Annotated in this window: 22 protein-coding genes; 11 read left to right on the top strand and 11 right to left on the bottom strand. The window is 39.8% G+C overall.

Annotation, left to right across the window (positions count from 1 at the left end; genetic code table 11):
- Positions 1 to 51 precede the first annotated feature (51 nt).
- Together murD and mraY are read right to left on the bottom strand one after the other, a co-directional pair.
- Positions 52 to 1245, bottom strand: a complete 1194-nt coding sequence (murD, locus tag Sdiek1_RS11520) for a UDP-N-acetylmuramoyl-L-alanine--D-glutamate ligase (RefSeq protein ID WP_087439893.1) — start codon at positions 1243 to 1245, stop codon at positions 52 to 54.
- Positions 1242 to 2306 carry a phospho-N-acetylmuramoyl-pentapeptide-transferase gene (gene mraY, locus Sdiek1_RS11515; protein WP_087439245.1) on the bottom strand — a complete coding sequence of 355 codons (1065 nt, stop codon included), beginning with the start codon at positions 2304 to 2306 and terminating at the stop codon, positions 1242 to 1244. The genes murD and mraY overlap by 4 nt, the downstream gene beginning before the upstream one ends.
- A 92-nt stretch (positions 2307 to 2398) precedes the next feature.
- Here mraY and gpmI point away from each other — a divergent pair, with 92 nt between their 5' ends.
- The 5 genes from gpmI to accA all read left to right on the top strand — a co-directional run bounded on the left by gpmI (position 2399) and on the right by accA (position 7217).
- Complete coding sequence (gene gpmI, locus Sdiek1_RS11510; protein WP_087439244.1) at positions 2399 to 3889, top strand: 2,3-bisphosphoglycerate-independent phosphoglycerate mutase; 1491 nt, start codon at positions 2399 to 2401, stop codon at positions 3887 to 3889.
- Between the two features lie 44 nt (positions 3890 to 3933).
- Entirely contained in the window at positions 3934 to 4677 is a 744-nt protein-coding gene (gene fabG, locus Sdiek1_RS11505) for a 3-oxoacyl-ACP reductase FabG (protein ID WP_087439243.1), read from the top strand.
- Positions 4678 to 4754: 77 nt separating this feature from the next.
- Positions 4755 to 4985 carry an acyl carrier protein gene (acpP, locus tag Sdiek1_RS11500; protein WP_025345613.1) on the top strand — a complete coding sequence of 77 codons (231 nt, stop codon included), beginning with the start codon at positions 4755 to 4757 and terminating at the stop codon, positions 4983 to 4985.
- A 72-nt stretch (positions 4986 to 5057) separates the two neighbouring features.
- Positions 5058 to 6269, top strand: a complete 1212-nt coding sequence (locus Sdiek1_RS11495; RefSeq protein ID WP_087439242.1) for a beta-ketoacyl-ACP synthase II — start codon at positions 5058 to 5060, stop codon at positions 6267 to 6269.
- 9 nt (positions 6270 to 6278) lie between these two features.
- Positions 6279 to 7217 carry an acetyl-CoA carboxylase carboxyl transferase subunit alpha gene (gene accA, locus Sdiek1_RS11490; protein ID WP_087439241.1) on the top strand — a complete coding sequence of 313 codons (939 nt, stop codon included), beginning with the start codon at positions 6279 to 6281 and terminating at the stop codon, positions 7215 to 7217.
- A gap of 55 nt (positions 7218 to 7272) precedes the next feature.
- Here accA and Sdiek1_RS11485 read toward each other — a convergent pair whose 3' ends face one another.
- The 5 genes from Sdiek1_RS11485 to mnmG all read right to left on the bottom strand — a co-directional run bounded on the left by Sdiek1_RS11485 (position 7273) and on the right by mnmG (position 12382).
- Entirely contained in the window at positions 7273 to 7686 is a 414-nt protein-coding gene (locus Sdiek1_RS11485; protein WP_087439240.1) for a hypothetical protein, read from the bottom strand.
- 70 nt (positions 7687 to 7756) lie between these two features.
- Positions 7757 to 8626: a c-type cytochrome gene (locus tag Sdiek1_RS11480; RefSeq protein ID WP_087439239.1), complete on the bottom strand. Its 870-nt coding sequence runs from the start codon at positions 8624 to 8626 to the stop codon at positions 7757 to 7759.
- Positions 8623 to 9888: a cytochrome b gene (locus Sdiek1_RS11475; protein ID WP_087439238.1), complete on the bottom strand. Its 1266-nt coding sequence runs from the start codon at positions 9886 to 9888 to the stop codon at positions 8623 to 8625. The genes Sdiek1_RS11480 and Sdiek1_RS11475 overlap by 4 nt, the downstream gene beginning before the upstream one ends.
- A gap of 11 nt (positions 9889 to 9899) precedes the next feature.
- Positions 9900 to 10406: a ubiquinol-cytochrome c reductase iron-sulfur subunit gene (gene petA / locus Sdiek1_RS11470; RefSeq protein ID WP_087439237.1), complete on the bottom strand. Its 507-nt coding sequence runs from the start codon at positions 10404 to 10406 to the stop codon at positions 9900 to 9902.
- A gap of 107 nt (positions 10407 to 10513) precedes the next feature.
- Positions 10514 to 12382 carry a tRNA uridine-5-carboxymethylaminomethyl(34) synthesis enzyme MnmG gene (gene mnmG, locus Sdiek1_RS11465; RefSeq protein ID WP_087439236.1) on the bottom strand — a complete coding sequence of 623 codons (1869 nt, stop codon included), beginning with the start codon at positions 12380 to 12382 and terminating at the stop codon, positions 10514 to 10516.
- Between the two features lie 219 nt (positions 12383 to 12601).
- On the opposite strand from mnmG, the gene Sdiek1_RS11460 reads away from it, so the two are divergent.
- From Sdiek1_RS11460 to Sdiek1_RS11450, 3 genes are read left to right on the top strand one after another with little or no spacing between them, the layout of a single operon-like run.
- Positions 12602 to 13330 carry a 5-oxoprolinase subunit PxpA gene (locus Sdiek1_RS11460; RefSeq protein ID WP_087439235.1) on the top strand — a complete coding sequence of 243 codons (729 nt, stop codon included), beginning with the start codon at positions 12602 to 12604 and terminating at the stop codon, positions 13328 to 13330.
- Positions 13327 to 14010: a 5-oxoprolinase subunit PxpB gene (gene pxpB / locus Sdiek1_RS11455; protein WP_087439234.1), complete on the top strand. Its 684-nt coding sequence runs from the start codon at positions 13327 to 13329 to the stop codon at positions 14008 to 14010. The genes Sdiek1_RS11460 and pxpB overlap by 4 nt, the downstream gene beginning before the upstream one ends.
- On the top strand, positions 14007 to 14936 hold the full coding sequence (locus tag Sdiek1_RS11450) for a 5-oxoprolinase subunit C family protein (RefSeq protein WP_087439233.1): 930 nt from the start codon (positions 14007 to 14009) through the stop codon (positions 14934 to 14936). Before pxpB ends, Sdiek1_RS11450 begins: the two co-directional genes overlap by 4 nt.
- A 15-nt stretch (positions 14937 to 14951) precedes the next feature.
- Here the strand turns inward: Sdiek1_RS11450 and Sdiek1_RS11445 are convergent, their stop codons facing one another.
- Positions 14952 to 16928 (bottom strand): methyl-accepting chemotaxis protein, encoded by a 1977-nt coding sequence (locus Sdiek1_RS11445; protein ID WP_238098959.1) that lies wholly within the window; start codon positions 16926 to 16928, stop codon positions 14952 to 14954.
- Between the two features lie 257 nt (positions 16929 to 17185).
- On the opposite strand from Sdiek1_RS11445, the gene Sdiek1_RS11440 reads away from it, so the two are divergent.
- From Sdiek1_RS11440 to Sdiek1_RS11430, 3 genes are read left to right on the top strand one after another with little or no spacing between them, the layout of a single operon-like run.
- The gene (locus Sdiek1_RS11440; RefSeq protein ID WP_087439231.1) at positions 17186 to 17794 is read left to right on the top strand and encodes a riboflavin synthase; all 609 of its coding nucleotides are present in this window, start codon (positions 17186 to 17188) and stop codon (positions 17792 to 17794) included.
- Positions 17758 to 18471 carry a peptidoglycan editing factor PgeF gene (gene pgeF, locus Sdiek1_RS11435; RefSeq protein WP_238098957.1) on the top strand — a complete coding sequence of 238 codons (714 nt, stop codon included), beginning with the start codon at positions 17758 to 17760 and terminating at the stop codon, positions 18469 to 18471. Before Sdiek1_RS11440 ends, pgeF begins: the two co-directional genes overlap by 37 nt.
- Positions 18468 to 18716 (top strand): hypothetical protein, encoded by a 249-nt coding sequence (locus Sdiek1_RS11430; RefSeq protein ID WP_087439229.1) that lies wholly within the window; start codon positions 18468 to 18470, stop codon positions 18714 to 18716. The genes pgeF and Sdiek1_RS11430 overlap by 4 nt, the downstream gene beginning before the upstream one ends.
- 3 nt (positions 18717 to 18719) lie before the next feature.
- Here Sdiek1_RS11430 and tpx read toward each other — a convergent pair whose 3' ends face one another.
- The 3 genes from tpx to Sdiek1_RS11420 all read right to left on the bottom strand — a co-directional run bounded on the left by tpx (position 18720) and on the right by Sdiek1_RS11420 (position 21784).
- Positions 18720 to 19262 carry a thiol peroxidase gene (gene tpx / locus Sdiek1_RS11425; protein ID WP_087439228.1) on the bottom strand — a complete coding sequence of 181 codons (543 nt, stop codon included), beginning with the start codon at positions 19260 to 19262 and terminating at the stop codon, positions 18720 to 18722.
- Positions 19263 to 19389: 127 nt separating this feature from the next.
- A complete protein-coding gene (locus tag Sdiek1_RS15455; RefSeq protein ID WP_256363586.1) occupies positions 19390 to 20520 on the bottom strand; it encodes a diguanylate cyclase in 1131 nt (376 codons plus the stop codon).
- A complete protein-coding gene (locus tag Sdiek1_RS11420; protein ID WP_256363555.1) occupies positions 20438 to 21784 on the bottom strand; it encodes an ABC transporter substrate-binding protein in 1347 nt (448 codons plus the stop codon). Before Sdiek1_RS11420 ends, Sdiek1_RS15455 begins: the two co-directional genes overlap by 83 nt.
- Positions 21785 to 21789 lie beyond the last annotated feature (5 nt).

The following is a 21789-nucleotide window of genomic DNA, read 5'->3' as shown; positions in this document are numbered from 1 at the left end:
CGCTTTGAAGAGTTGAAATTATAGCTTAAAAACTTTAATACTAGCTTATGCCTAAGCGAGTGCCAACTCTTTAAAGCAATCACCTCTGTGTGCGTAGGATTTGAATTGATCTAAACTAGCAGCGGCAGGAGAAAGTAGGGCCACCGTTTTGATAGTATGAACGGCATGAATTTGTTTCATAGCTTCTTCAATGACAAAGCATTTGTGAAGCTGTATACCTTCTTTTTCGGCAAAAGAGGCCAGTCTTTCTGTATTTGTACCAATAGCAAAAATGGTTACATGTAAAGGCTTCATAAAATCAAACAACTCTTGCAAATCAACACCTTTGTCATCACCACCTAGGACAATAAGGATTTCATCGTTTTTGTAGCGTTTAAGCGCTTCTATTGTGGCATCGACGTTGGTTCCTTTGGAGTCATCAACCCATAGGCGTCCTTGTTTATCGTAAAACTCTTCGATTTTGTAATGATCAATTTTAAACGTATTGAGAAGCTCATAATCGACGGTGTCTAGAAGAATTTTTTGTGCACATGTCGCGAGGACTGCATCGAGTAAAAACGGTGTCCTAAAGTTTATTTTTGCAATATCTATACCCATTTGCTCTGCTAAATCTTCCTCTGTCTCATATGCAATCACATGTGCGAGTGTTTTGACCGTGGCATACGCTTTAGGAAGGATGACAACGCTGCCTTCACGCATTCGTGAAAGAGGTGAAAGTTTTGCCTCAATGTATGCTTCCATACTTCCATGCCATGTTAAATGGTCTGGTTTGATAGGTAGTAGAAGATAGATGTCAGGAGCGGTGGCTTTCGTGTAGTGAAACGTAAAAGAACTGGTTTCTAAAATCCAAATGGGAGCATTGGCGCTGAGTTCTGCTAGGGGCGTACCGATATTACCACCTGCCTGTGCACCTTGTTTTTGCAAGAGAAACTCGCACATTTGCGTTGTGGTTGTTTTACCGTTCGTTCCACTGATCCAAATACTAAAAGGCATTGACTCTTTAAAAAAATCGTATTCACTGGTAACGTGAAGTGCTTTTTGGATTAAGGGGTGATGCGCTGGGAAACCAGGGCTTGGGATCTCAACGCTACTCGCGTTAGGATCGAATTCTGAAGGAGGTAACAAGAGGTTACCAAACGCGTCTGTTGCTTTACATGTAAAGTTGTCGTCAAAAATTTGACATTGCCCCGCAAAGCGTTTTGCAATAGCTTTGGTTGTTTTTCCGTGTCCGAATAGTGTTATCATCTGATTTTCAATGCCGTAAGTGCTAAAAGATTTGACATGAGAGCGATAATCCAAAATCTCACGATAATCTTGTTTTCTGGCCAACCTTTCACCTCAAAATGGTGATGGATCGGCGCCATAAGGAAGATACGTTTTTTGCGTGTTTTAAAACTTCCTACCTGTAAAATAACCGAAGCTGTTTCGAGTACAAAAACAAAACCAATAAAAAGCAATAAAATTTCGTTTTTAGAAATAATCGCCATATAGCCAATAAATGCGCCAATACTAAGGCTTCCACTGTCACCCATAAAAATTTGTGCTGGATAACAGTTAAACCATAAAAAGCCTACAAGTGAGCCCATAACAGCCGTTGCTACGATAACCACTTCACCACTGCCACCGACTTTTGGAAGGAGTAAGTAGCTGCTTAAAAAGGCGTTGCCACCGACATAAACAAACACTGCAAGTGAAAGAATCGAAAGAATGGCAGGAACAGTTGCAAGACCATCAAGACCATCAGTGAGGTTGACGGCATTACTGGCTGAAACCATTACCAAGACCCAAAAGGCAAGTGCTAAAAGGTGCATATCAAACAGTGGGAACTTGTAAAAAGGAACAAAAAAAGTCGTATCAAGATCAACAATAATGTATAACAGCAAAGCAATAATAGAAGAGGCTAGGATCTGCAAGCCAAGTTTTCCACGTGGTGTGAGACCTGCTGTGTTACTTTTGCCCAAAATTTTAGCGAGATCATCTTTCATTCCAATAAGCCCAAAAAGTAGAATACACGCTAGCCCTAAAAGAACAAAAAGATTGTTCATACGTGCGCATATTAGCACAGAAAGGGTTGCGGCGCACAAAAAGACGATACCTCCCATCGTGGGTGTTTTAGACTTTTTTTGGTGAGATTCAGGGGCGAGTGAATAGATAGGTTGGTTTGCGTTGCGTGATTTTGCCCATTTGATGAATTTTGGCATCAGGTAAATCGTCAAAATAAAGGCTAAAAAGAAAGCAATACCTGCACGAACAGTAATATATTGGAACAGGTTAATTGAGGTAAGTTTGTAAAGAGCATATAGCATGAATGTTATTTCCAGCTTCTAGAGATAAATTTTTTATAAAAGCAACATTTTAGTAAGATATTGCTTATAAGCTTATAACAAAAGGTGTGATTTTGAAACCAAACGTTACGAAAACATTACTTATTATTACCGATGGCATTGGACACAATGTTAGTCAAACTGCAAACGCCTTTGCACAGGCACATAAACCAACCTACGATAAGCTTTTTAGAGAGGTTCCTTACACTCTTATAGCAACTTCAGGTTTGAGTGTTGGTCTCCCTGATGGACAAATGGGCAATAGTGAAGTCGGGCACATGTGCATCGGAAGCGGGCGTATTTTGTATCAAAACTTGGTCAAAATCTCTCTGGCCGCCAAAGATGGTTCACTTGCCACCAATCCAGCCTTAACGCAGCTTTTACATGTAAAGGGTGCGATCCATATTATAGGGCTTGTGAGCGATGGTGGGGTGCATTCGCATATTGAGCATATCATTGATCTTGCGAAGATTGCGGAAGCGCAAGAAAAAAAAGTTTATTTGCATGTCATTACCGATGGCCGTGATGTCTCCCCAACCTCAGGTATGAGTTTTTTAGAACAACTTTTGAGTATTTGTAACGAAAATATTAGTATTGCTTCCCTATCTGGTCGTTTCTTTAGTATGGATCGTGACAATAGGTGGGAGCGCGTGAAAGAAGGGTATCGTGTTATGGTTGACGCGAAGCCAAAAGAAGCTTTACATGTAAAAGAGTATTTGCAAAGGATGTACGATAAAGGCGTTACCGACGAGTTTGTCGAACCGATGGCGTTTGAGCCTTATGCAGGCATGCATGCCGATGATGGTGTCATCTTTGCTAACTTTCGAAATGATCGTATGCGTGAGCTCTCTCGCGCCATTGGATTTAAAGAGTTTGGAGAATTTTCACGCACGCTCAACGGTGTTGAATGTATCACTATGACTGAGTATGACAGTAGTTATCCATTCCCCATTATGTTTCAAGCCGATGCTCCCCAAAATACACTGTGTGACGTCATCTCTCGCTCTGGACTTACACAGTTTCATACGGCAGAGACGGAAAAATATGCACACGTTACCTTCTTCTTTAATGGTGGAATTGAAGAGCCAAAAGTGGGTGAGACGAGACTGCTTGTACCAAGTCCAAAGGTAAAAACCTATGACCTTCAGCCTCAGATGAGTGCCCCTGAAGTTGGGGATGTTGTTTTGACAGCGATGGATGAGCAGTATGATTTTATCGTTGTCAATTTTGCTAATGGCGATATGGTAGGACACACAGGAAGTTTAGAGGCTGCCATTCAAGCGGTAGAAGCGGTGGATGTACAGCTTGGAAGATTGTTTGATAAGGCCAAAGAATTGGGTTATGCCATTGTGCTTACGAGCGATCATGGAAACTGTGAACAGATGTTTGACACAAAAGGCGCTAAACTGACGAACCATACAACCTTTGAAGTGTATGGTTTTGTAATGGATGAACGGGTACAACAGGTGCAAAAAGGTGGACTCAATAATATCGCGCCAACTATTTTAAAACTGATGGGCTTAGAAATTCCCTTAGAAATGGACCAGCCGTTAGTTGTATTTTAGTACCCACTTTGGGTCAATAATGAATTACATGTAAAAGGAAAAGAATGAAATTTAGCGGAAAAAATGTTTTAATCACAGGTGCAGCCAGTGGAATTGGTAAAGAGATTGCAGTGACACTCGCAAGTTATGGTTTGAAAGTATGGATTAATTACCGTTCGCGTCCTGAGTCAGCTGATGCCATCAAAGCAGAGATTGAAGCAAATGGTGGAATCGCAGCTGTGGTTGGTTTTGATGTAGCGGATGAAGAGGCGTTTATTGAAGGTATTAAAACGATTGTGGATAGCGATGGTGAACTCTCTTATTTGGTCAATAACGCAGGTATTACGAATGACAAACTTGCGATTCGTATGAAAAAAGAGGATTTTACATCTGTGATCGATATTAACCTGACATCCGCATTTATTGGTTGTCGTGAAGCGCTTAAGGCGATGAGTAAAAAACGTTTTGGCTGTGTGGTGAATATCGCTTCGATTGTCGGTGAAACAGGCAATGCAGGGCAAGTGAATTACAGTGCGAGCAAAGGTGGTTTGATTGCGATGACGAAAAGCTTTGCGCAAGAGGGAAGTGCGAGAGATGTTCGTTTTAATGCGGTAACCCCTGGTTTTATTGCCACAGAGATGACCGATAAACTCAGTGATGAAATCAAAGAGAGCTATACGTCTAAAATTCCACTCAAACGTTTTGGTAGTCCAAAAGATATCGCAGAAGCGGTTGCTTTCTTACTGAGTGATAGCGCAAGCTACATTACAGGTGAAGTCTTGAAAGTGAATGGCGGTATGTACATGTAAGGGCAACTTTACATGTAAAAATTCAAATTAAAGGTTTTTTTGATAAAATAGTGGAAATTTTTTAAAGGAGCTAGTAAATGGCACTATTTGATGATGTAAAAGCGGTGGTTGTTGAACAATTAAATGTAAATCCTGACGAGGTAAAAGAAGATTCAAAATTCGTAGAAGATTTGGGCGCAGATTCTTTGGATGTTGTAGAGCTCGTTATGGCACTCGAAGAGAAATTCGACATTGAAATTCCTGACACTGACGCTGAGAAAATCGTCACTGTAAAAGATGCTATGTCTTACATTGAAGCACATAAATAATTTTATAACATACACAACCCGCCTAGGCGGGTTCTCCCCTTCCCACAAAAGATCACTAAAGAGGATAAAAATTTGAAAAGAGTCGTTGTTACTGGTATAGGAATGATTAATTCATTAGGTTTGGATAAAGAGAGTTCTTTTAAAGCTATCGTTGAAGGTCAATGTGGCATTAAAAGCATTAGTTCGTTTGACACAACCGAGCATACCGTAAAAATTGCTGGTGAAATTACTAATTTTGATCCGAATACCATTATGAACCCTAAAGAGGTCAAAAAAGCAGACCGTTTTATTCAATTAGGTCTTGCAGCGGCGAAAGAGGCGATGAATGATGCAAAATTTGAGAACTATGAGTCAGAGAGTTTTGGTGTGAGCTCTGCTTCAGGTATCGGCGGATTAGTGGTTATTGAGAAAAACTCAGTAATCGTTAACACGGTAGGACCTCGTAAAATTTCTCCTTTTTTCATTCCTTCCGCTCTCATTAATATGCTTGGAGGAATGGTTTCGATTGAATATGGACTCAAAGGCCCCAATCTTTCTTCTGTTACAGCGTGTGCTGCAGGCACACATGCTATTAGCGATGCGACCAAAACGATGATGACGGGTGGCGCTAAAAAGATGCTCGTTGTGGGTGCAGAAGCAGCTATTTGTGCTTCAGGTATTGGTGGTTTTGCTGCCATGAAAGCACTCTCTACACGTAATGATGACCCTAAACATGCTTCTCGCCCCTTTGATAAAGAACGAGATGGATTTATTATGGGTGAAGGGGCAGGTTCACTTGTCCTTGAATTTTACGAAGATGCAATAGCCAGAGGGGCTCACATTTACGGTGAAGTCGTTGGATTTGGTGAGAGTGGTGATGCAAGCCATATTACTTCCCCAAGTTTAGATGGCCCACTTCGCGCGATGAAAGCAGCCTATGAAATGGCAGGTCGCCCAAAGATTGATTATATCAATGCACATGGAACCAGTACTCCAGCCAACGATAAAAATGAAACAGCAGCGATCAAAGAACTTTTTGGCACAACTGTTATCCCACAAATTAGCTCTATCAAAGGTCAAATTGGGCACTGCTTAGGTGCTGCAGGTGCGATTGAAGCGGTTGTCTGTTTGATGGCTATGCGTGATGAAATTTTACCTCCAACAATTAATTATGAAAATCCAGATCCAGATTGTGATTTGGATTATATCCCCAATGTTGCACGTAAATGTAGAGCTGAATATACGATGAGTAACTCGTTTGGCTTTGGCGGAACAAATGGCTCTGTCATTTTCAAGCGTGTATAAGGAATTTTAGTGGCGACTTATTTGGATTTTGAGAATGGAATTAAGCAGATTGATGAGGATATTTCCAACGCCAAAATCAAAGGCGATAGTCATGCTGTTGAAATTTTAGAAAAAACACTTTCAAAAGAGATTTCTAAAACCTACAAAACGTTAAGTGAATACCAAAAACTTCAACTTGCACGTCATCCTGATCGTCCATATGCATTAGATTATATTCGTGCTCTTTTACATGATAGTTATGAAATTCACGGTGATCGAAATTTTGCAGATGATGCGGCCATTGTCTCTTATATAGGCTATATTGGTACCCGTAAGGTCGTTGTGGTAGGTGAACAAAAGGGACGTGGAACAAAGAATAAAATCAAACGTAATTTTGGCATGCCTCATCCTGAAGGTTACCGTAAAGCACTCAGAATTGCTAAGATGGCAGAAAAATTTAATCTTCCTATTCTCTTTTTGATTGACACTCCAGGTGCTTACCCAGGAATTGCTGCGGAAGAGAGAGGTCAAAGTGAAGCAATTGCTAAAAACCTTTTTGAGTTAAGCAAACTCAATACAAAAAGTGTCTCTGTTGTGATTGGTGAAGGTGGTAGCGGTGGAGCACTTGCTATTGGCGTGAGTGATCGAGTGGCTATGATGCGATACTCTGTGTTTTCTGTTATTTCACCTGAGGGTTGTGCTGCTATTTTATGGAATGATCCATCTAAACAAGAAAGTGCCACGAAAGCGATGAAAATTACCGCTGAAGATTTACAGCAGTTAAACCTTATTGATGCTATTATTGAGGAGCCTCTCATTGGAGCGCACCGTGATAAAGAGAGTGCAGCAAAAGCACTTGGTGATTATTTTCTTAAATCACTAGAAGAACTTGATAAACTGAGTAACGAAGAGCGCATGGCGAAGCGTTATGAGCGTATTATTTCTATTGGAGCGTATGAAGAGCGCTAAGAGATTTTCTCTTAGCGTTTAAAGAGGCTTTTTTATTTCTGCAAGTTATTGAAACTTACCAACCACGAACAAGTGTATGACAATCTGTACAGGCATTAACAATATCTGAAAAAGCACTAAATGCTTTTCTAGGTTGTTGAACGGATAAATAGTACTTCATCTCTTTCGCTGCGTTATCAATTCGTTTTGAACTAATAAACGCTAGATTTTCCATCTGCTTTTTCCCTTCTGGTAAAAAAGCTTTGATGGCATTGCGATTATCATAGGTACTATTTTCTTTCTCAACTTGCTCAATTCCATCTTGCACGAGTTTCATGTTATTATACAAAAAACCTTTTTGAATGTTTGCAAGACCATTTTCCATATTGAGCATAACAACTGCATTGATTTTTTCAATTTCCTCGGCTGCATTGAGAGAATAGACAAGGGATAGGGAAGCTAATATCATTGTAATTTGAAATCGTTTCATTAATATCCTCCTTTTAAAAACGCCACCTAAAAAGATACCCGGAAAGGTGGCGTTAGATGTACTAAAAGTTCTAGTGAACTTCTCTCCAGATTTTGACTTTCCAAAGATAAGCGAGTAAGGTAAAGAGCGCCATATAACCAATGAGTTTATACCCAAGATCGTCTCTTTCAGCTTTTTTACTATCACCCACTTTCCCCATATAAGCGATCACTTGGTTTTGTGCTTTTTCACTTAATCCAACACGAGGCATTGATGTACCTGCCAGTTGTTTTTGTGGATCGTTAATGAAAGTTGTAAGATACTCAGCACCTTTTGATCGAATCATCATCGAAAGATCAGGAGGAATGGTTCCCATATACGCTTTTAATGCATCTTTATCGGTTGTGCTAAAAATCTTGTCATACTTCATGTCATGGCATCTTTGGCATGCATCTGTAAAGACTTTTTTATCATCCATTGGAGCGACAGGCGCGATACTTTGAAGATACGCAACAATATCCGCGACTTCTTGATCTAAGTCTCCACCTAAACCAAAGAATTGGATCATTGGATGTGGACGAGATTCGTTAAATTTATGCTCAACATTAAGTGCTTTGGTTGGATTTTTAATAAGTGCCGCAAGGAAGTTTTTATCATAAAGTGCACCGGCACTGCTAAGATCAGGTGGTACAACACCAAACGTTGCAGAAGCACTTGCATTATCCATAGGCGCAGGCATTCCTAAAGCACTAATACCATGACATCCTGTACATCCGGCACTTAAGAAAGTTTCTGCACCTTTCGTGGCATCACCTTTTTTCTCAGAGGCACCGAGATCTTTAAAGGCAAAATCAGCAGGTGCAACATGTGGATGCATTTGGGAATGCGCAAAAGGTTCTACACCCCAATAAACAACCGCCGTAAAGAAGATTACAACGGCTAATATTTTTAACTCTCTCATTTGCAACCTCCATTATTACATTTACAGTTTGCTTCCATTTTAGTAATAATTGGAAGAAGAATAAACAAGGCAAGAAAGACAATGGTTGCACCAAAGCCGACCCAAGCATTGTTTCCTGTTGGTGGAAGTTTTCCATAAACGGTAAGAACGATCATGTCAATCAAGAGTAACCAGAACCAGATGAAAAACGCAGGACGTTTATGCGCTGGTGCGGTATGCATAGGATTTCTATCAAGGAATGGAAGAAGCATAAAGATTACATTCGCAAAACCAAACGCTGCTAAACCAATTTTCATCGCAGGAATACCCGCAATATCAAAGAAGAAACCACGAAGCACTTCATAACTCCACAAGAAGTACCACTCAGGGTAAATATGAGGAGGTGTCTTCATATTGTTGGCTGGCTCAAAGTTAATAGGATCCATCGCAAAGTCAAAATGGAAACAGACCAAATAGAAGAAAATGGTAAGGGCAACCCCTACAACAAAGAAATCTTTGGAGAGGAACACTGGCCAGAATGGAACTACTTTTGATTCAGCTTTTTTACCATCTAGGTATTTTTTAGATTCAACATCAAAATTAAATTCTTCAGAATCTTGGTTATTGACGTGAGGCATTCTTAATGAGTAGAAGTGAACGGCAATGAGTAGAAGAATAACCAATGGAAGGAGGAGAACATGTAACATGAAAAAACGTGTTAAGGTTGCATCTGCAACTAAGAAGTCCCCTCTAATCCAGATAACAAGTGCATCACCAATGACAGGAATACCGCCAAAAAGGTTGGTAATAACTTGGGCTGCCCAGTAGCTCATTTGTCCCCATGGAAGCATGTATCCACTAAAAGCTTCAGCTGAGAACATACCAAAAAGTGCCATACCGGTTAACCAGATAATCTCACGCCCTTTTTTATACGAACCGTAATAGATACCTGTAAACATGTGAATGTAAATAACAAGGAAAATAGCAGACGCTGCAACACCGTGCATATGACGCCATAACCAGCCGTATTCTACCTCTTGCATAATCGTATAGTTGACACTATCAAATGCCAGTTTAATGTCGGGTTTGTAGTACATTAAAAGGAAGATTCCCGAAACAATCAGAACCATAAAAAGAACCATTAACACAACACCCATTGCCCAAAGGAAGTTGATATTTTTAGGAATCCAATACTCTGTCATCATCACTTTGATAAACTTATTGACTGCTAATCGCTGATCGAGCCAATCGATAAAGCCTGTCGCTTTTCTAATTTCTGCCACGTTTGTCTCCTTTACGCTTTCTTAGCTACCAGTTTTTTATACTCTGGTCCTTCTTCACCAAGAACAAGCTTCGCTCCATCTATTTTAAAAGGAGGAATGTCCATTGGTCTTGGAGGTGGTCCAAAAGTGTTGACACCACTTGAATCAAACTCACCACCATGACAGGCACACTTAAATTGTTTGGATGCTGGCATCCATGTAGGAATACAGCCTAAGTGGGTACAAAGTCCTATCATCACTGCATACGTACTACCACTTGCAACGATGTCCCGTTTCTCATTTTTGGGCATATCCGCACTTTTCTTCAAAATGAAGATTGGCTTACCCCTCCATTGGATCGTTTGGACTTCTCCCTCTTTCATTGGAGAGAGATCAACGGTGATGAATCCAGCAGATTGTACGCTTGGGAGTGGATCCCAAGTCTTTTTCATAGCGCCAAGGGCTATAACGCCACCTGCCGCTGCAAAACCGCCGAATGCCATGCCTATAAAGTCTCTTCTGCTTTGCTCAACAGCCATTCTTTCTTCCTTTCGTGTAGTTTAATTTGTGACAATTTTATCGCATCTTATATTAAGAATCTATGACATGTGTCAATTATTACAGATTTACGTCAATATTGCGTCAATTATTTTTTTTTATTAGATATTTTAATATAAACATGTAATATATCCAGTGCCGCTGGAGTAATTCCACTAATCTCACTGGCTGCAAAAAGTGTGGGAGGATTAAATCGCTGTAATTTTTCCACTACTTCGTTACTCAGACCAGAGATAGAGCTAAAATCCATCATTGGTGGGATTTTGACATTGGTCATCTCTTTCATCGTATCGATTTGATCTTTCTGCTTTTCAATATAGTTTTTATACTTTGCTTCAACGAGAATTTGCTCTTTTGCCTCTTCACTAAAGGCGCATACCATCGGTGCTAATTTTTCAAGTTTCTCAACACTAAATTCAGAACGCGCAACAATTTTTTGTAGCGACACTTTATCGGTGATGTTATCCTCTCCAATGCTCGCTAAAAAAGCATTGTTTTCATGGGAAGGCGTGAGGGTCATCTCTTCAAGGTACGCAAGCCCTTCATTTAATTGCAACTGCTTTTTCACTACACGCTCATGGGTCTGTTCATCAATCAAACCAATTTTATAACCATACGGTGTGAGTCTTAAATCCGCATTGTCTTCACGAAGCAACAGACGATATTCAGCACGACTGGTAAACATGCGGTAAGGCTCTTTCGTCCCTTTTGTGACTAAATCGTCAATTAAAACACCAATATAGGCTTCATCACGTCTTAAGATTAAGGGTTCTTCATCGCTGAGTGCCAGTGAAGCATTGATACCCGCCATCAAGCCTTGTGCCGCGGCTTCTTCATAACCTGTTGTCCCATTGATTTGTCCTGCACAGTACAGTCCAGAGATTTTTTTGGTTTCGAGTGTATGTTTGAGCTCTGTTGGCTGAACATAATCGTACTCAATCGCATAACCAAAGCGAACAATCTTTGCATTTTCCATTCCCTCAACCGAATGAATCATATCGAGCTGTGTATCGGTTGGAAGAGAGGTACTAAAACCGTTGATGTAGTATTCGGTCGCTTCGCGTGTTTGAGGTTCGATAAAAAGATGATGGCGATCTCTATCGCGGAAGCGGTTGATTTTGTCTTCAATGCTGGGGCAATAGCGTGGGCCTACTCCTTCAATTTGTCCTGTAAACAGAGGGGCGCGATGAAAGTTACTCTCAATAATGGTATGTGTTTCTTCATTGGTATAAGCGATATAGCATGGAAGTTGAAAAGGTTTAAAAGTTGCGCGATCGGTTCTAAAGCTGAATGGCAAAGGGTTCTCATCGCCTGGTTGTAACTCCATTTTAGAAAAGTCGATTGTTTTCGCATCAATTCTGGCACAGGTGCCTGTTTTAAGACGTCCCATGACAATACCCAGTGATTTGATTGAGTCTGAGAGTTTTATGGAAGGGAATTCCCCCACACGACCTGATTGGTGTTTGTACTCACCAATGTGGATAAGACCTTTTAAAAATGTTCCTGTGGTAATAATAATTTTTTGGGCATGGTAGTGGTTGCCCATTGCTGTAATAACACCGGTTACTTTGCCATCTTCTGTGACAATTTCTTCAGCAACTTCTTGCGCAACACTCAAATTTTCAGTGTTTAAAATGGTTGTACGCATGTAGATGCGGTATCTATCCATATCAATTTGTGCACGGCTACCTCTAACAGCGGGTCCTTTTGAAAGATTAAGCGTTCTAAACTGGATTCCAGCAGCATCTGTAGCAAGCGCCATTTGACCGCCAAGTGCGTCAAGTTCTTTGACCAAGTGCCCTTTGGCAAGTCCACCAATGGCAGGATTACAGCTAGCAGCACCAATTTGCTCGGCAAGAATAGAAATTAAAAGGGTCTTGTGCCCTAGTCTTGCGGACGCTAAAGAGGCTTCAATACCTGCGTGTCCACCACCGATTACAATAACATCATATTTCATAAGACTAATACCTTCAATATATACATAATTTATATCATTATACTACGAATTGACTGTATATTAAATTGAGAAAATAAAACTAAATCAGTGACTTCTAGGGTGAAATAAGCTTTACATGTAAAGATGTTTTTTATCATTTGATTATTTATTGACCTCCTTATTTTAATCGAACTGTGATACCATATTTCAAAAATTATTTTTCTCATGTAGGAGAACAGAATGATCAAATTAAATTGTGATGCAGGTGAGAGCTTTGGTTCTTGGAAAATGGGGTTGGATGAAGCCATTATGCCGTATGTGGACATGGCGAATTTTGCGTGTGGTTTTCATGCGGGTGATCCTGTGATTATGGATAGATCAATTAAATTGGCCCTCAAACATGGTGTTAGCATTGGTGCTCATCCTGCATATCCTGATTTGGTGGGTTTTGGTAGACGCAGTATGGTCTGCTCTCTTGAAGAGGTTGAGTCAATGGTGATTTATCAGATTGGCGCACTTCAAGGCTTTGTAATAGCCAATGGTGCGACACTTTCGTATGTCAAACCGCATGGTGGACTTTACAACGATATGATGAAAGATGAGCGTATTTTTAGAGCAGTAGCAACGGCCGTAGCACGCGTGAATCCAAAATTAAAATTGATGATTCTCTCCATGGTCGATACGTCCAAACAAGAAGCCATTGCCAAAGAGCTTGGATTGGAGCTGATTTATGAAGTATTTGCCGATAGGGCGTATGATGAGAGTGGACTTCTCGTTCCACGCACGCAAAAAGGTGCGGTACTTCATGATGTCAAAGCAGTCATTGAGCGTTTAAAACTACTTCAAAAAGAGGGTATTCTTGAAACCATCTCGGGTAAAAAGATTGCTTTAAGAGCCGACACTTTGTGTGTGCATGGTGACAATGAAGAAGCCGTTGCTATGGTAGAAACTCTTAGGAAAAGCATGTGAGTAGGATTTATAAAATTGCCTCAGAATCCTCTGTTATTGTCTATTTTGGAAGTACCATAGACCCTGCTATTTCGCAAGAGGTGCAAAAAAGTTATTTGGCTTTAAAAGCAGAAAAGTGCGAAGGTTTTTTTGAGATTATCCCTTCTTACGCATCCTTGATGGTCAGTTACGATGTAATGCAATTTGATTTTGATGGGGTATGTGAAAAGATTGAAAAGATTATTCACCATGCCGAAGAAATTACGATGAACGAGCCTAAAATTATCACAATTCCAACGTATTATGGGGTTGAAGTAGGGCTTGATTTAGAACTTTTGGCCAAGGAAAAAAATCTTACAGTTGAAGAGATTATCGCTTTACATGTAAAAGGGTTGTACAGTGTTTATGCCATTGGTTTTGCCCCTGGATTTGCCTATTTAGGCGAGATTGATGAGCGTTTAGCCACCTCGCGTTTAGCCAGCCCTCGAAAAGCAGTTCCCAAGGGGAGCGTTTCCATTGCCGATCGGCAAACAGCCGTCTATCCAACCCAAAGTCCTGGAGGTTGGAAAGTATTAGGACGAACCCCTACAGCCATGTTTGATGCCTCATACGACGGACTTTCACTATTACATGTAGGCGATCAGGTACGCTTTAAGTCTATTTCCAAAGAGGAATTTTTGAAACTAGGAGGCGAGCTATGAAGGGCTTTTTAGTTGAAAATGGTGGTGTTCAAAGCTGTATTCAAGATGCGGGACGTAGAGGTTTTAGTGATATTGGTCTGACGCAAAGCGGTGCTATGGATGAAATGGCATTTGGTTATGCAAACTTTTTGGTGGGTAATGATTTTAATACGCCATCCATCGAAATAGCATTGGGTGGAACAGCACTTAAAGCGCAAAGCGAGATGTGTATTGCCATTTGCGGTGCGACCATGCATCCCAAATTAAATGGACATACCATTGGTTTATGGCAAGTGCATCAGTTGAAAAAAGGAGATACTCTCTCCTTTGGATTTGCCAGTGAAGGGCAGTTTGCGTACCTTGCCGTAGCAGGTGGTTTTCAAACGCCTCACCTTTATGGTAGTTTTTCAACCAGTATTAAAGAGGGGCTCGGAGGTATTGAAGGAAGAAAGCTTAAAACAGGCGATCAACTTCCGACTTCGGGAGCTCGTTGCCCGATGGATCGCCGAAAATTGGAGAAGCAGTTTATACCGCATTACTCTGATGAAATAACCCTTCGTTTAGTCAAAGGTTATCAAGAAGCAATGTTTGATACTTTATCTCAAAAGACATTTTTTAACAGTGTCTATACCTTTAAAGGCGAGGGCGATCGCATGGGGTATCGTTTGAGTGGTGAAAAAGTGGTGCCTAGTGCTACAGGCATTCTTTCAGAACCTATTTGCTATGGGGCAGTGCAAATTCCAAGTCATGGTGAACCTATTGTGCTTTTAAAAGAGCGTCAAACGATTGGGGGTTATCCTAAAATTGGCTCTGTGATTGCTGTGGATTGTTTTAAACTGGCGCAGCTTAAGACAGGTGGACGTGTGAGATTTAAAGAGGTGAGTTTAGTGGAGGCTAGAGCAACTACGCTTGCTTTTTATCGCTTTTTTGGACAAAAGGGAGTGTAAAAACACTCCTTTATTTTAGGTTCTAAAGTTACCCAATACTTGGTTGAGTTTTTCGGTGAGATCACTAAGGTGATCCGTTGCACTACTGACTTCTTCCATGCTACGGGTATTACTGATCGTAATCGTATTGATCACTTCAATTTTAGTGACAATGGCATCGACTTTTTTACCGGTTTCAATGTAATCATTCACCGTATTTTCACTTGAAAGTGTTGCATTATCCATAATAACCGCTGTTTCATGAATATTCTTTTCTGCCTCAGCAGCGATGACAGCGAGTGTTTCCATATTTTTTGAATTGCTTCCCATATGGTCGCTTGCATCATTAATGGATTGGACGATGACATTGATGGTGGCATTAATCTCAGTAAGGCTTTTTTGAGTGCGCTCAGCCAAGTTTCTAACTTCATCCGCAACGACAGCAAATCCACGTCCATGCTCTCCTGCCCTTGCCGCTTCAATGGCAGCATTGAGTGCTAAAAGATTGGTTTGATCGGCAATGTCAGAGATAACAGTCAGAACCCCTTTGACTTGATCGGCATCATTACTCAACTGCAAAATTTGACGTGAAAGTTCAATTTCAGTTGCTGCATTGGACTGCACTTGGTTTGCCATCTTAACGATTTGATTTTTTGCATTTACAAGTTTAGAATGTGCTTCAGCAATCTCTTCTTTAGACTTTTGAGCTTTCTGAAGTGAGAGTGAAAGTTCTTCTTTAATGTTGATAGACATCGTGTTAGTCTCATTGACAATGGAAGATGTTTCCTCTGCGCGTTTGCCTACTTCAAGAGCCGTTGAACTGAGTTCATTGGCGACAGAAGCATTTTCAGTGCTGGCTGATTTTGCCATGCTAACGGTATTTCGTACTTTGTCAATGAAAAGATTGAATGCTTTGGATGCAAGCCCTATCTCATCGCCACTGAGGACATCCATTTTTTTAGTTAAGTCACCATCGCCGCTGGCAAGATTGTCTGCTCGCTCTTTGAGCTCTTTCACAGGGTCAATAACAGCTTTTTTTAGGGTGATCACAAGCATTGCCATGATTAGCATAGTAATCACAGACATGGTGATAATAAGTTTCACTAAAACGTATTGCGCTTCGTGTACGGCTGATTTAACGGCATCTATTTTTTTAGCGATGAGAACTTCACCAATTCGGTTACCTTCAAAACTTTTGATCTCTTGTCGAACAATGAAAAAGTTAGGTGTTGAAAAAGAGTGCCCTTGTGCTTCTAAATTTAAATCTTTAATTTCGTTAAAAAGAGCCATATCGGTAATCTCTTTTGGTTGTGATAAGGCAGTGTCTTTTGCTAAAAGAGCATTTTTGGCATTGGCGCTTAGATCAAGATGTTTTTTATCAGTCAAGAAAATAATACTGGCATCAAGGTCGTGTTTTGCCATTTGAACGATATCATCAAATCCAAGTATAAATTCCACTGAACCGATATACTCGCCTCCTTCATTTAACACAGGAGCAAGTCCTCGCGCTGACATACCCGCAACACCCATTTCAATAGCATACATAGGTGTCTTAGTCTCTTTGACTTTTTTGATACTGGGTCTAAAGGAAGAGAGGTCATCACCAAATTTGTTGGGGCTCCATTGTCTCAAAAAGCTTTTAATATCTTTGGTATGAATATGAATTTGAGGATTTTTACTGCCAGCATTGCTTGTAAAAGATTTGACAATATCATTGAGCCCTTTAAGGGCAGATTTACGATCCCCTGTTTCAAGGGCATTGAGCACATTGTCATTACTTCCAAGTACAATGGCATTCGTAAGGCAGACTTCTTTTTTGGTATCTAATTGGTTGGCGATGTAAACGTCCAAGTTGTTTTTTTCTTTCGTATAGACATTGCTTTCAATATCTTTAATACTCAAATATGAGGAAAAAAGAATAAGAATAAAGCCAATCACTAGCCCTCCAAAGAGAGGAACGTAGATTTTCTGCGAAATTGTCCAGTTGCCCATCGTCAAATCTCCATATGTCATTTTAGATCATTATACTAAAACCACCGCATTTTTAAGGTTAAATAGCTTCTTATTACATACAAGTTGGTTATTGAAATACATACTATCAGGAAAAGAAGGGGAAAAAAGGGGGAAGAGCAAAATTTAACTCAGTTATATCTGAAATCTCATTGGCGATAAAACGTCCATGGTTTTGAGTGGATATGAATCTTTTTCCTTAGGCAAGTTCAATACTAAAAGCGTTATAATAAAATCATAGAAATATAAAAAGGTTAAGTATGTTTACAGGTCTCATTCACGAGTTTGCAGAAGTCAAAAGCTATTCTAGTAACATTTTAACGCTTTGTGCGACCTATAAGCCTAAAATTGGTGACAGCATTGCCGTTAATGGTGCATGTTTGACCGTTATCCAGCTTTTTGAAGGTGGTTTTAGTGTGGAACTCTCTTTGGAAAGTAGGTCTTTACTTGCCGTTGAAAACCTGAAAGGGAAAGTGCATATTGAGCCAGCTCTTGCCCTAGGTGATCGTCTTGATGGCCATATGGTTCAGGGGCATGTGGATTGCGTGGGTGTGATAGAGCATTTAAACCAAAGAGAAAATGGGCTTGATATCGAAGTTAGCATTCCTGAAAAACAGATCACGTTTGTGATTCCTAAAGGAAGTATTACCATTGATGGTGTGAGTTTGACGGTCAATGATGTCAGCAAAAAGAGTTTTCGGCTAACGATTATTCCTCATACTCTCGAAAAAACATTGATTGGGAGTTATAAAATCGGACGTAAAGTTAATGTTGAAACCGATATGTTTGCACGGTATCTTTACCATATGTTTCAAAAAAAAGATGCGCTTGATTGGAACGGAGTCGATCGTATTATGGCGATCTACTGATGCAGTATCGTTTTACAACGAGGTTTGGAGGCGTCAGTCAAGCGCCCTTTGATAGTCTTAATCTCGCTTTACATGTGGGTGACGATCCTTTACATGTAAAAAAAAATAGAGAACTTTTACAAGAAAATATGGGCGTTTCCAAACTGGTTTTTATGGATCAAATCCATGACGATAAAGTGGTCTTGATTGAACATGGTGATGAAGAAATGCCAACCTGTGATGCGATGATTACTGAGCACCCTGATATTGCCCTGTGTGTTATGGTTGCAGATTGCATTCCAATTTTATATTACGATGCAGTTCATCAAGCCATTGGTGTCGCACATGCGGGACGTGCGGGTAGCCAGTTGAACATAGGACAAAAGTGTGCATTGGCTATGCAAGAAGCGTTTGGCACCCATATGCACGAGCTGCGTATTTTTATGGGTCCTTCAATTCATGCGTGTTGCTATGAAGTGGGTGAAGAAGTCATCAAAGGGTTTGAAAAATTTGTACATATCCAAGATAAAAAGTATTTTTTAGATTTACAGCACTACAATCGTGACGTCTTCTTGGAACTTGGCATTAAACCTGAGCATCTTGAAATTTCAAAAGAGTGCAGTTGCAGTAATCATAATTATTTTTCGTACCGAAGAGATAAAATAACAGGACGTTTTGCAGGAGTCATTGCACTATGATGCGACAAGGATTATCGCAGTATCAAGCTGTACAGAAGAGCGCAACAACACTTGAGCATAATACTGTTTTAGAAAAAATTATTGAAAAAGCAGCACTCTATGACATTGCTTTTTTACAAAATAGAGCTTTGATGGAGACGATCTTGGATTTTCCTGAAAAGAGTGTTGATGTAAAGATGATTTTAAAAATGGAGGAACTCCTCTTGTGGCTTTCACAGACACAAGAAGGAGCAGGAATGAGTTAAGCGTTATTTTGCACCACAGCCGCAGTGATGTGCTGGAGCTGCTGTCTCTTTAAGCGCGCATAATGCTGCTTCATAGTTTGGTTCTTCCGTAATTTCTGGGCAAATCTCTTTATAAACAACTTTACCACTTTTATCGACAACAAAAATAGCTCTTGCACTTAATCCTTTAAGTGGACCATCTGCAATTAGAACACCGTAAGCGTTTGCTGTTGCTTTTTCTCTAAAGTCACTGCCTACTTGAAGGTTTTCAATGCCTTCTGTGGTACAAAAGCGTCCCATTGCAAAAGGAAGATCCATAGAAACAACAACAACTGTTGCATCTTTGATCGCAGCAGCTTTTGTGTTAAAGGTACGTGTCTCTTGTGCACAAACAGCCGTGTCTAAAGAAGGTACGATGACAATGATTTGTGTTTTATCACTTGGTCCACCGATAGTAAGTTCACTTAAATCTTTTGCGACGACTTTAACGATTGGAGCTTTGTCTCCGACGTTAATTTCTTTACCTGCAAGAGCGACTGGATTGCCTTTGAGTTTGGTTGATGACATGTGTGTCCTTTTTTAAAAATATATGAAAATTATAGCCAACTCGGATAAATAAACTCTTAATTAAAGAAGTTAAACTCAAGAAGTTCAACTCTTATTATAAACGGAAACCTAAAATATCGATCAAAATCTATTTTAAGATGATTTGTACTTGGTTTCTGCCATTGCGTTTTGCCCGATAAAGCGCTTCATCAGAGCGTTTAATGATGTCAAAAATTTCGTTATCCCCCTTTTGTATGCTACTGATACCAATACTGACGGTAATTTTTGGAAGTTCTTGAGTGCCGACGATTGTGGTTGTATTTTGAATGCTTTCTCTAATTTTTTCGGCAAGGGTTGTTGCCCCTTCAAGCGTTGTATTTTGAATGCAGATACAAAATTCCTCTCCACCAATACGACCAAAAAGATCACTTTGCCTGATGATCTCTTTAATCGTATGGCAGAAAGATTTGAGCACTTCATCTCCTATCGCATGACCGTAGGTGTCATTAACCTGTTTGAATAGGTCTATATCTAAGGAAAAAATATAAAGTTCTAGGTTGTTACGCTTAGATGAATAAAAATATTGTGTTGCAAGAAGGAAAAAATGTCTGCGGTTATCTATTCTGGTCAGTTCATCCGTATTGGCAAGTTCTTTAAGTTTTGAATTGAGTAAGGTGAGCTGATGGGTTCTCTCTTCTACTTCATGTTCTAAGGTTGCATTAAAATTTTCAATCTCTATGGCATGTTCACGTAATTTTTTGTTAAGTCGTTGGATATGCATTATGAAGAAAATCGCCATTATAAAGGGAATAAAAAGCCCTAAAAAAAAGTATTTGTATTTTAAAAGAGCATCTATGAAGGTATAGGGTTCTTTTTGGTAAGGATAGATATTAAACTCTTTCATCAACGCATGGACTTTTGAGTTATCTATGGGAGTTGTCAATCGGAATTCTTGATTAGTTTTTGGTCTTGTGGAGAGTTTCAAAAGGGTACTAAGCACTTCATTGGTGAGGTATTCTGAAGTGTGAGGTGTTTTGGCAAGTATCCACTCTGGATAGAGTTCTGTGCTGACGAGGAAAGGGAAATCAGAATGCTTCTTTGTATTGAGAACTTTAATATCGCTCAACGAGATAAGATTGTCTTCCTGCATTTTTTCTAATACATCAGTACGAATAATGCCCGCGTCAACACGACTATCAAGAACAGCTTTGACTACATTGGTATGTGTGCCCAAAAAGATAATGTTTTTTTCTAACGAGGGCATACCGATCTCTTTCATACCTATGAGATACCCACCAAGCGAGCGTGGCGATACGGCACCTATTTTTTTTTTCATGAAGGTCATTGTATTGTTCAATAGTGGTATCCGCTTTGGTGAAAATGACACTGCCATATTCACGGTAGAAGTGATCTTTGTAGCGAGGGCTTATTGTCGCAATTTGACTGATTCCATAGGTTTGTGAAAGTTGAATGGAGAACATTGGATTGGTAATAATAAAGTCTAAATCACCGTGATGAACTTTTTTTTCCATCTCTTCAAATGAAAGGGGTATGATCGTAAATTGATGGGAAGTAAAAAGATTACTGAGGTATTGTTCGCTATTACTCCATATTTTTGGCATAATTTCTTGGTCTTCTCGACTTGCTAAAACACCTATTTTTACGATATCTTTGGCAAAATGAAGAGGGTCAATAAAGCCTTCTATTGAGTGGATGTTTTGCATCATGCCGCTTATTTTATAAACATTACTAATAGCTTCAATTTTTTCAGGTTCTAGTGTTCCATAAGGTTTGTCATCATCAAAAGCAAGTTTCTTGAGCGTCTCCCCTTCATAAATCAGTGCTTCTAAACTTTTATTTTGGGTATTGTATTTTTCATAAATCAACTGTGCTGTTTCAGGAATATGTTCAAATGCCCATTCCCACCCTTGTTTTGTTGCTGTATAAAAGCGTTTTGCACGCTCTTTATGTAAAATAATTTCATCTTCAGATGTGAAAAGAATATCACCGTAAAAGTTAAAGCCGTAGTCTTTTGGATTTAAAATAGTATAGGGAATATTTCGTTTAGAAAGAGCAAAAGGCTCATTAGAGAGATAACATGCCATAGCATCAATCTTATGTTGTACGAGATCTTCAATATTGAAAGAGGGCTCTTGAACAAAGACATCTTCAATTTTTACTCCATGGCTTAAAAGCATTGAAATCACTGACACAGAATTTAATTTATCAAGGCTCATCATAATGGTGCGATTGAAAAGATCTTGTGGCGTTTGAATCGTGGGATTGGTGGTAATAAGAATAGAAGGGTCATGTTGGAAAAGTGCCATAAGTGCCACAACGGGTTTATGATTGCTACGGTCAATAATGAGTGAAGAGGTTCCAATACCATACGTGCTGTCCTTCGCAAGAACGGCATCGACAACATTGAGCCCTTTTTGATACTCCTTAATAGTTACATTAAGATCAAGATTTTCATAAAAACCTTTTTCGTGTGCAACATAAAATCCTGCAGATTGGAATTGGTGCAACCATGCGAGTTGCAATGAAA

Source organism: Sulfurospirillum diekertiae (assembly GCF_002162315.1).
GTDB lineage: Bacteria > Campylobacterota > Campylobacteria > Campylobacterales > Sulfurospirillaceae > Sulfurospirillum.
The sequence above is the reverse complement of the archived record's forward strand: the minus strand, read 5'-3'. Positions and strand labels throughout refer to the sequence as shown.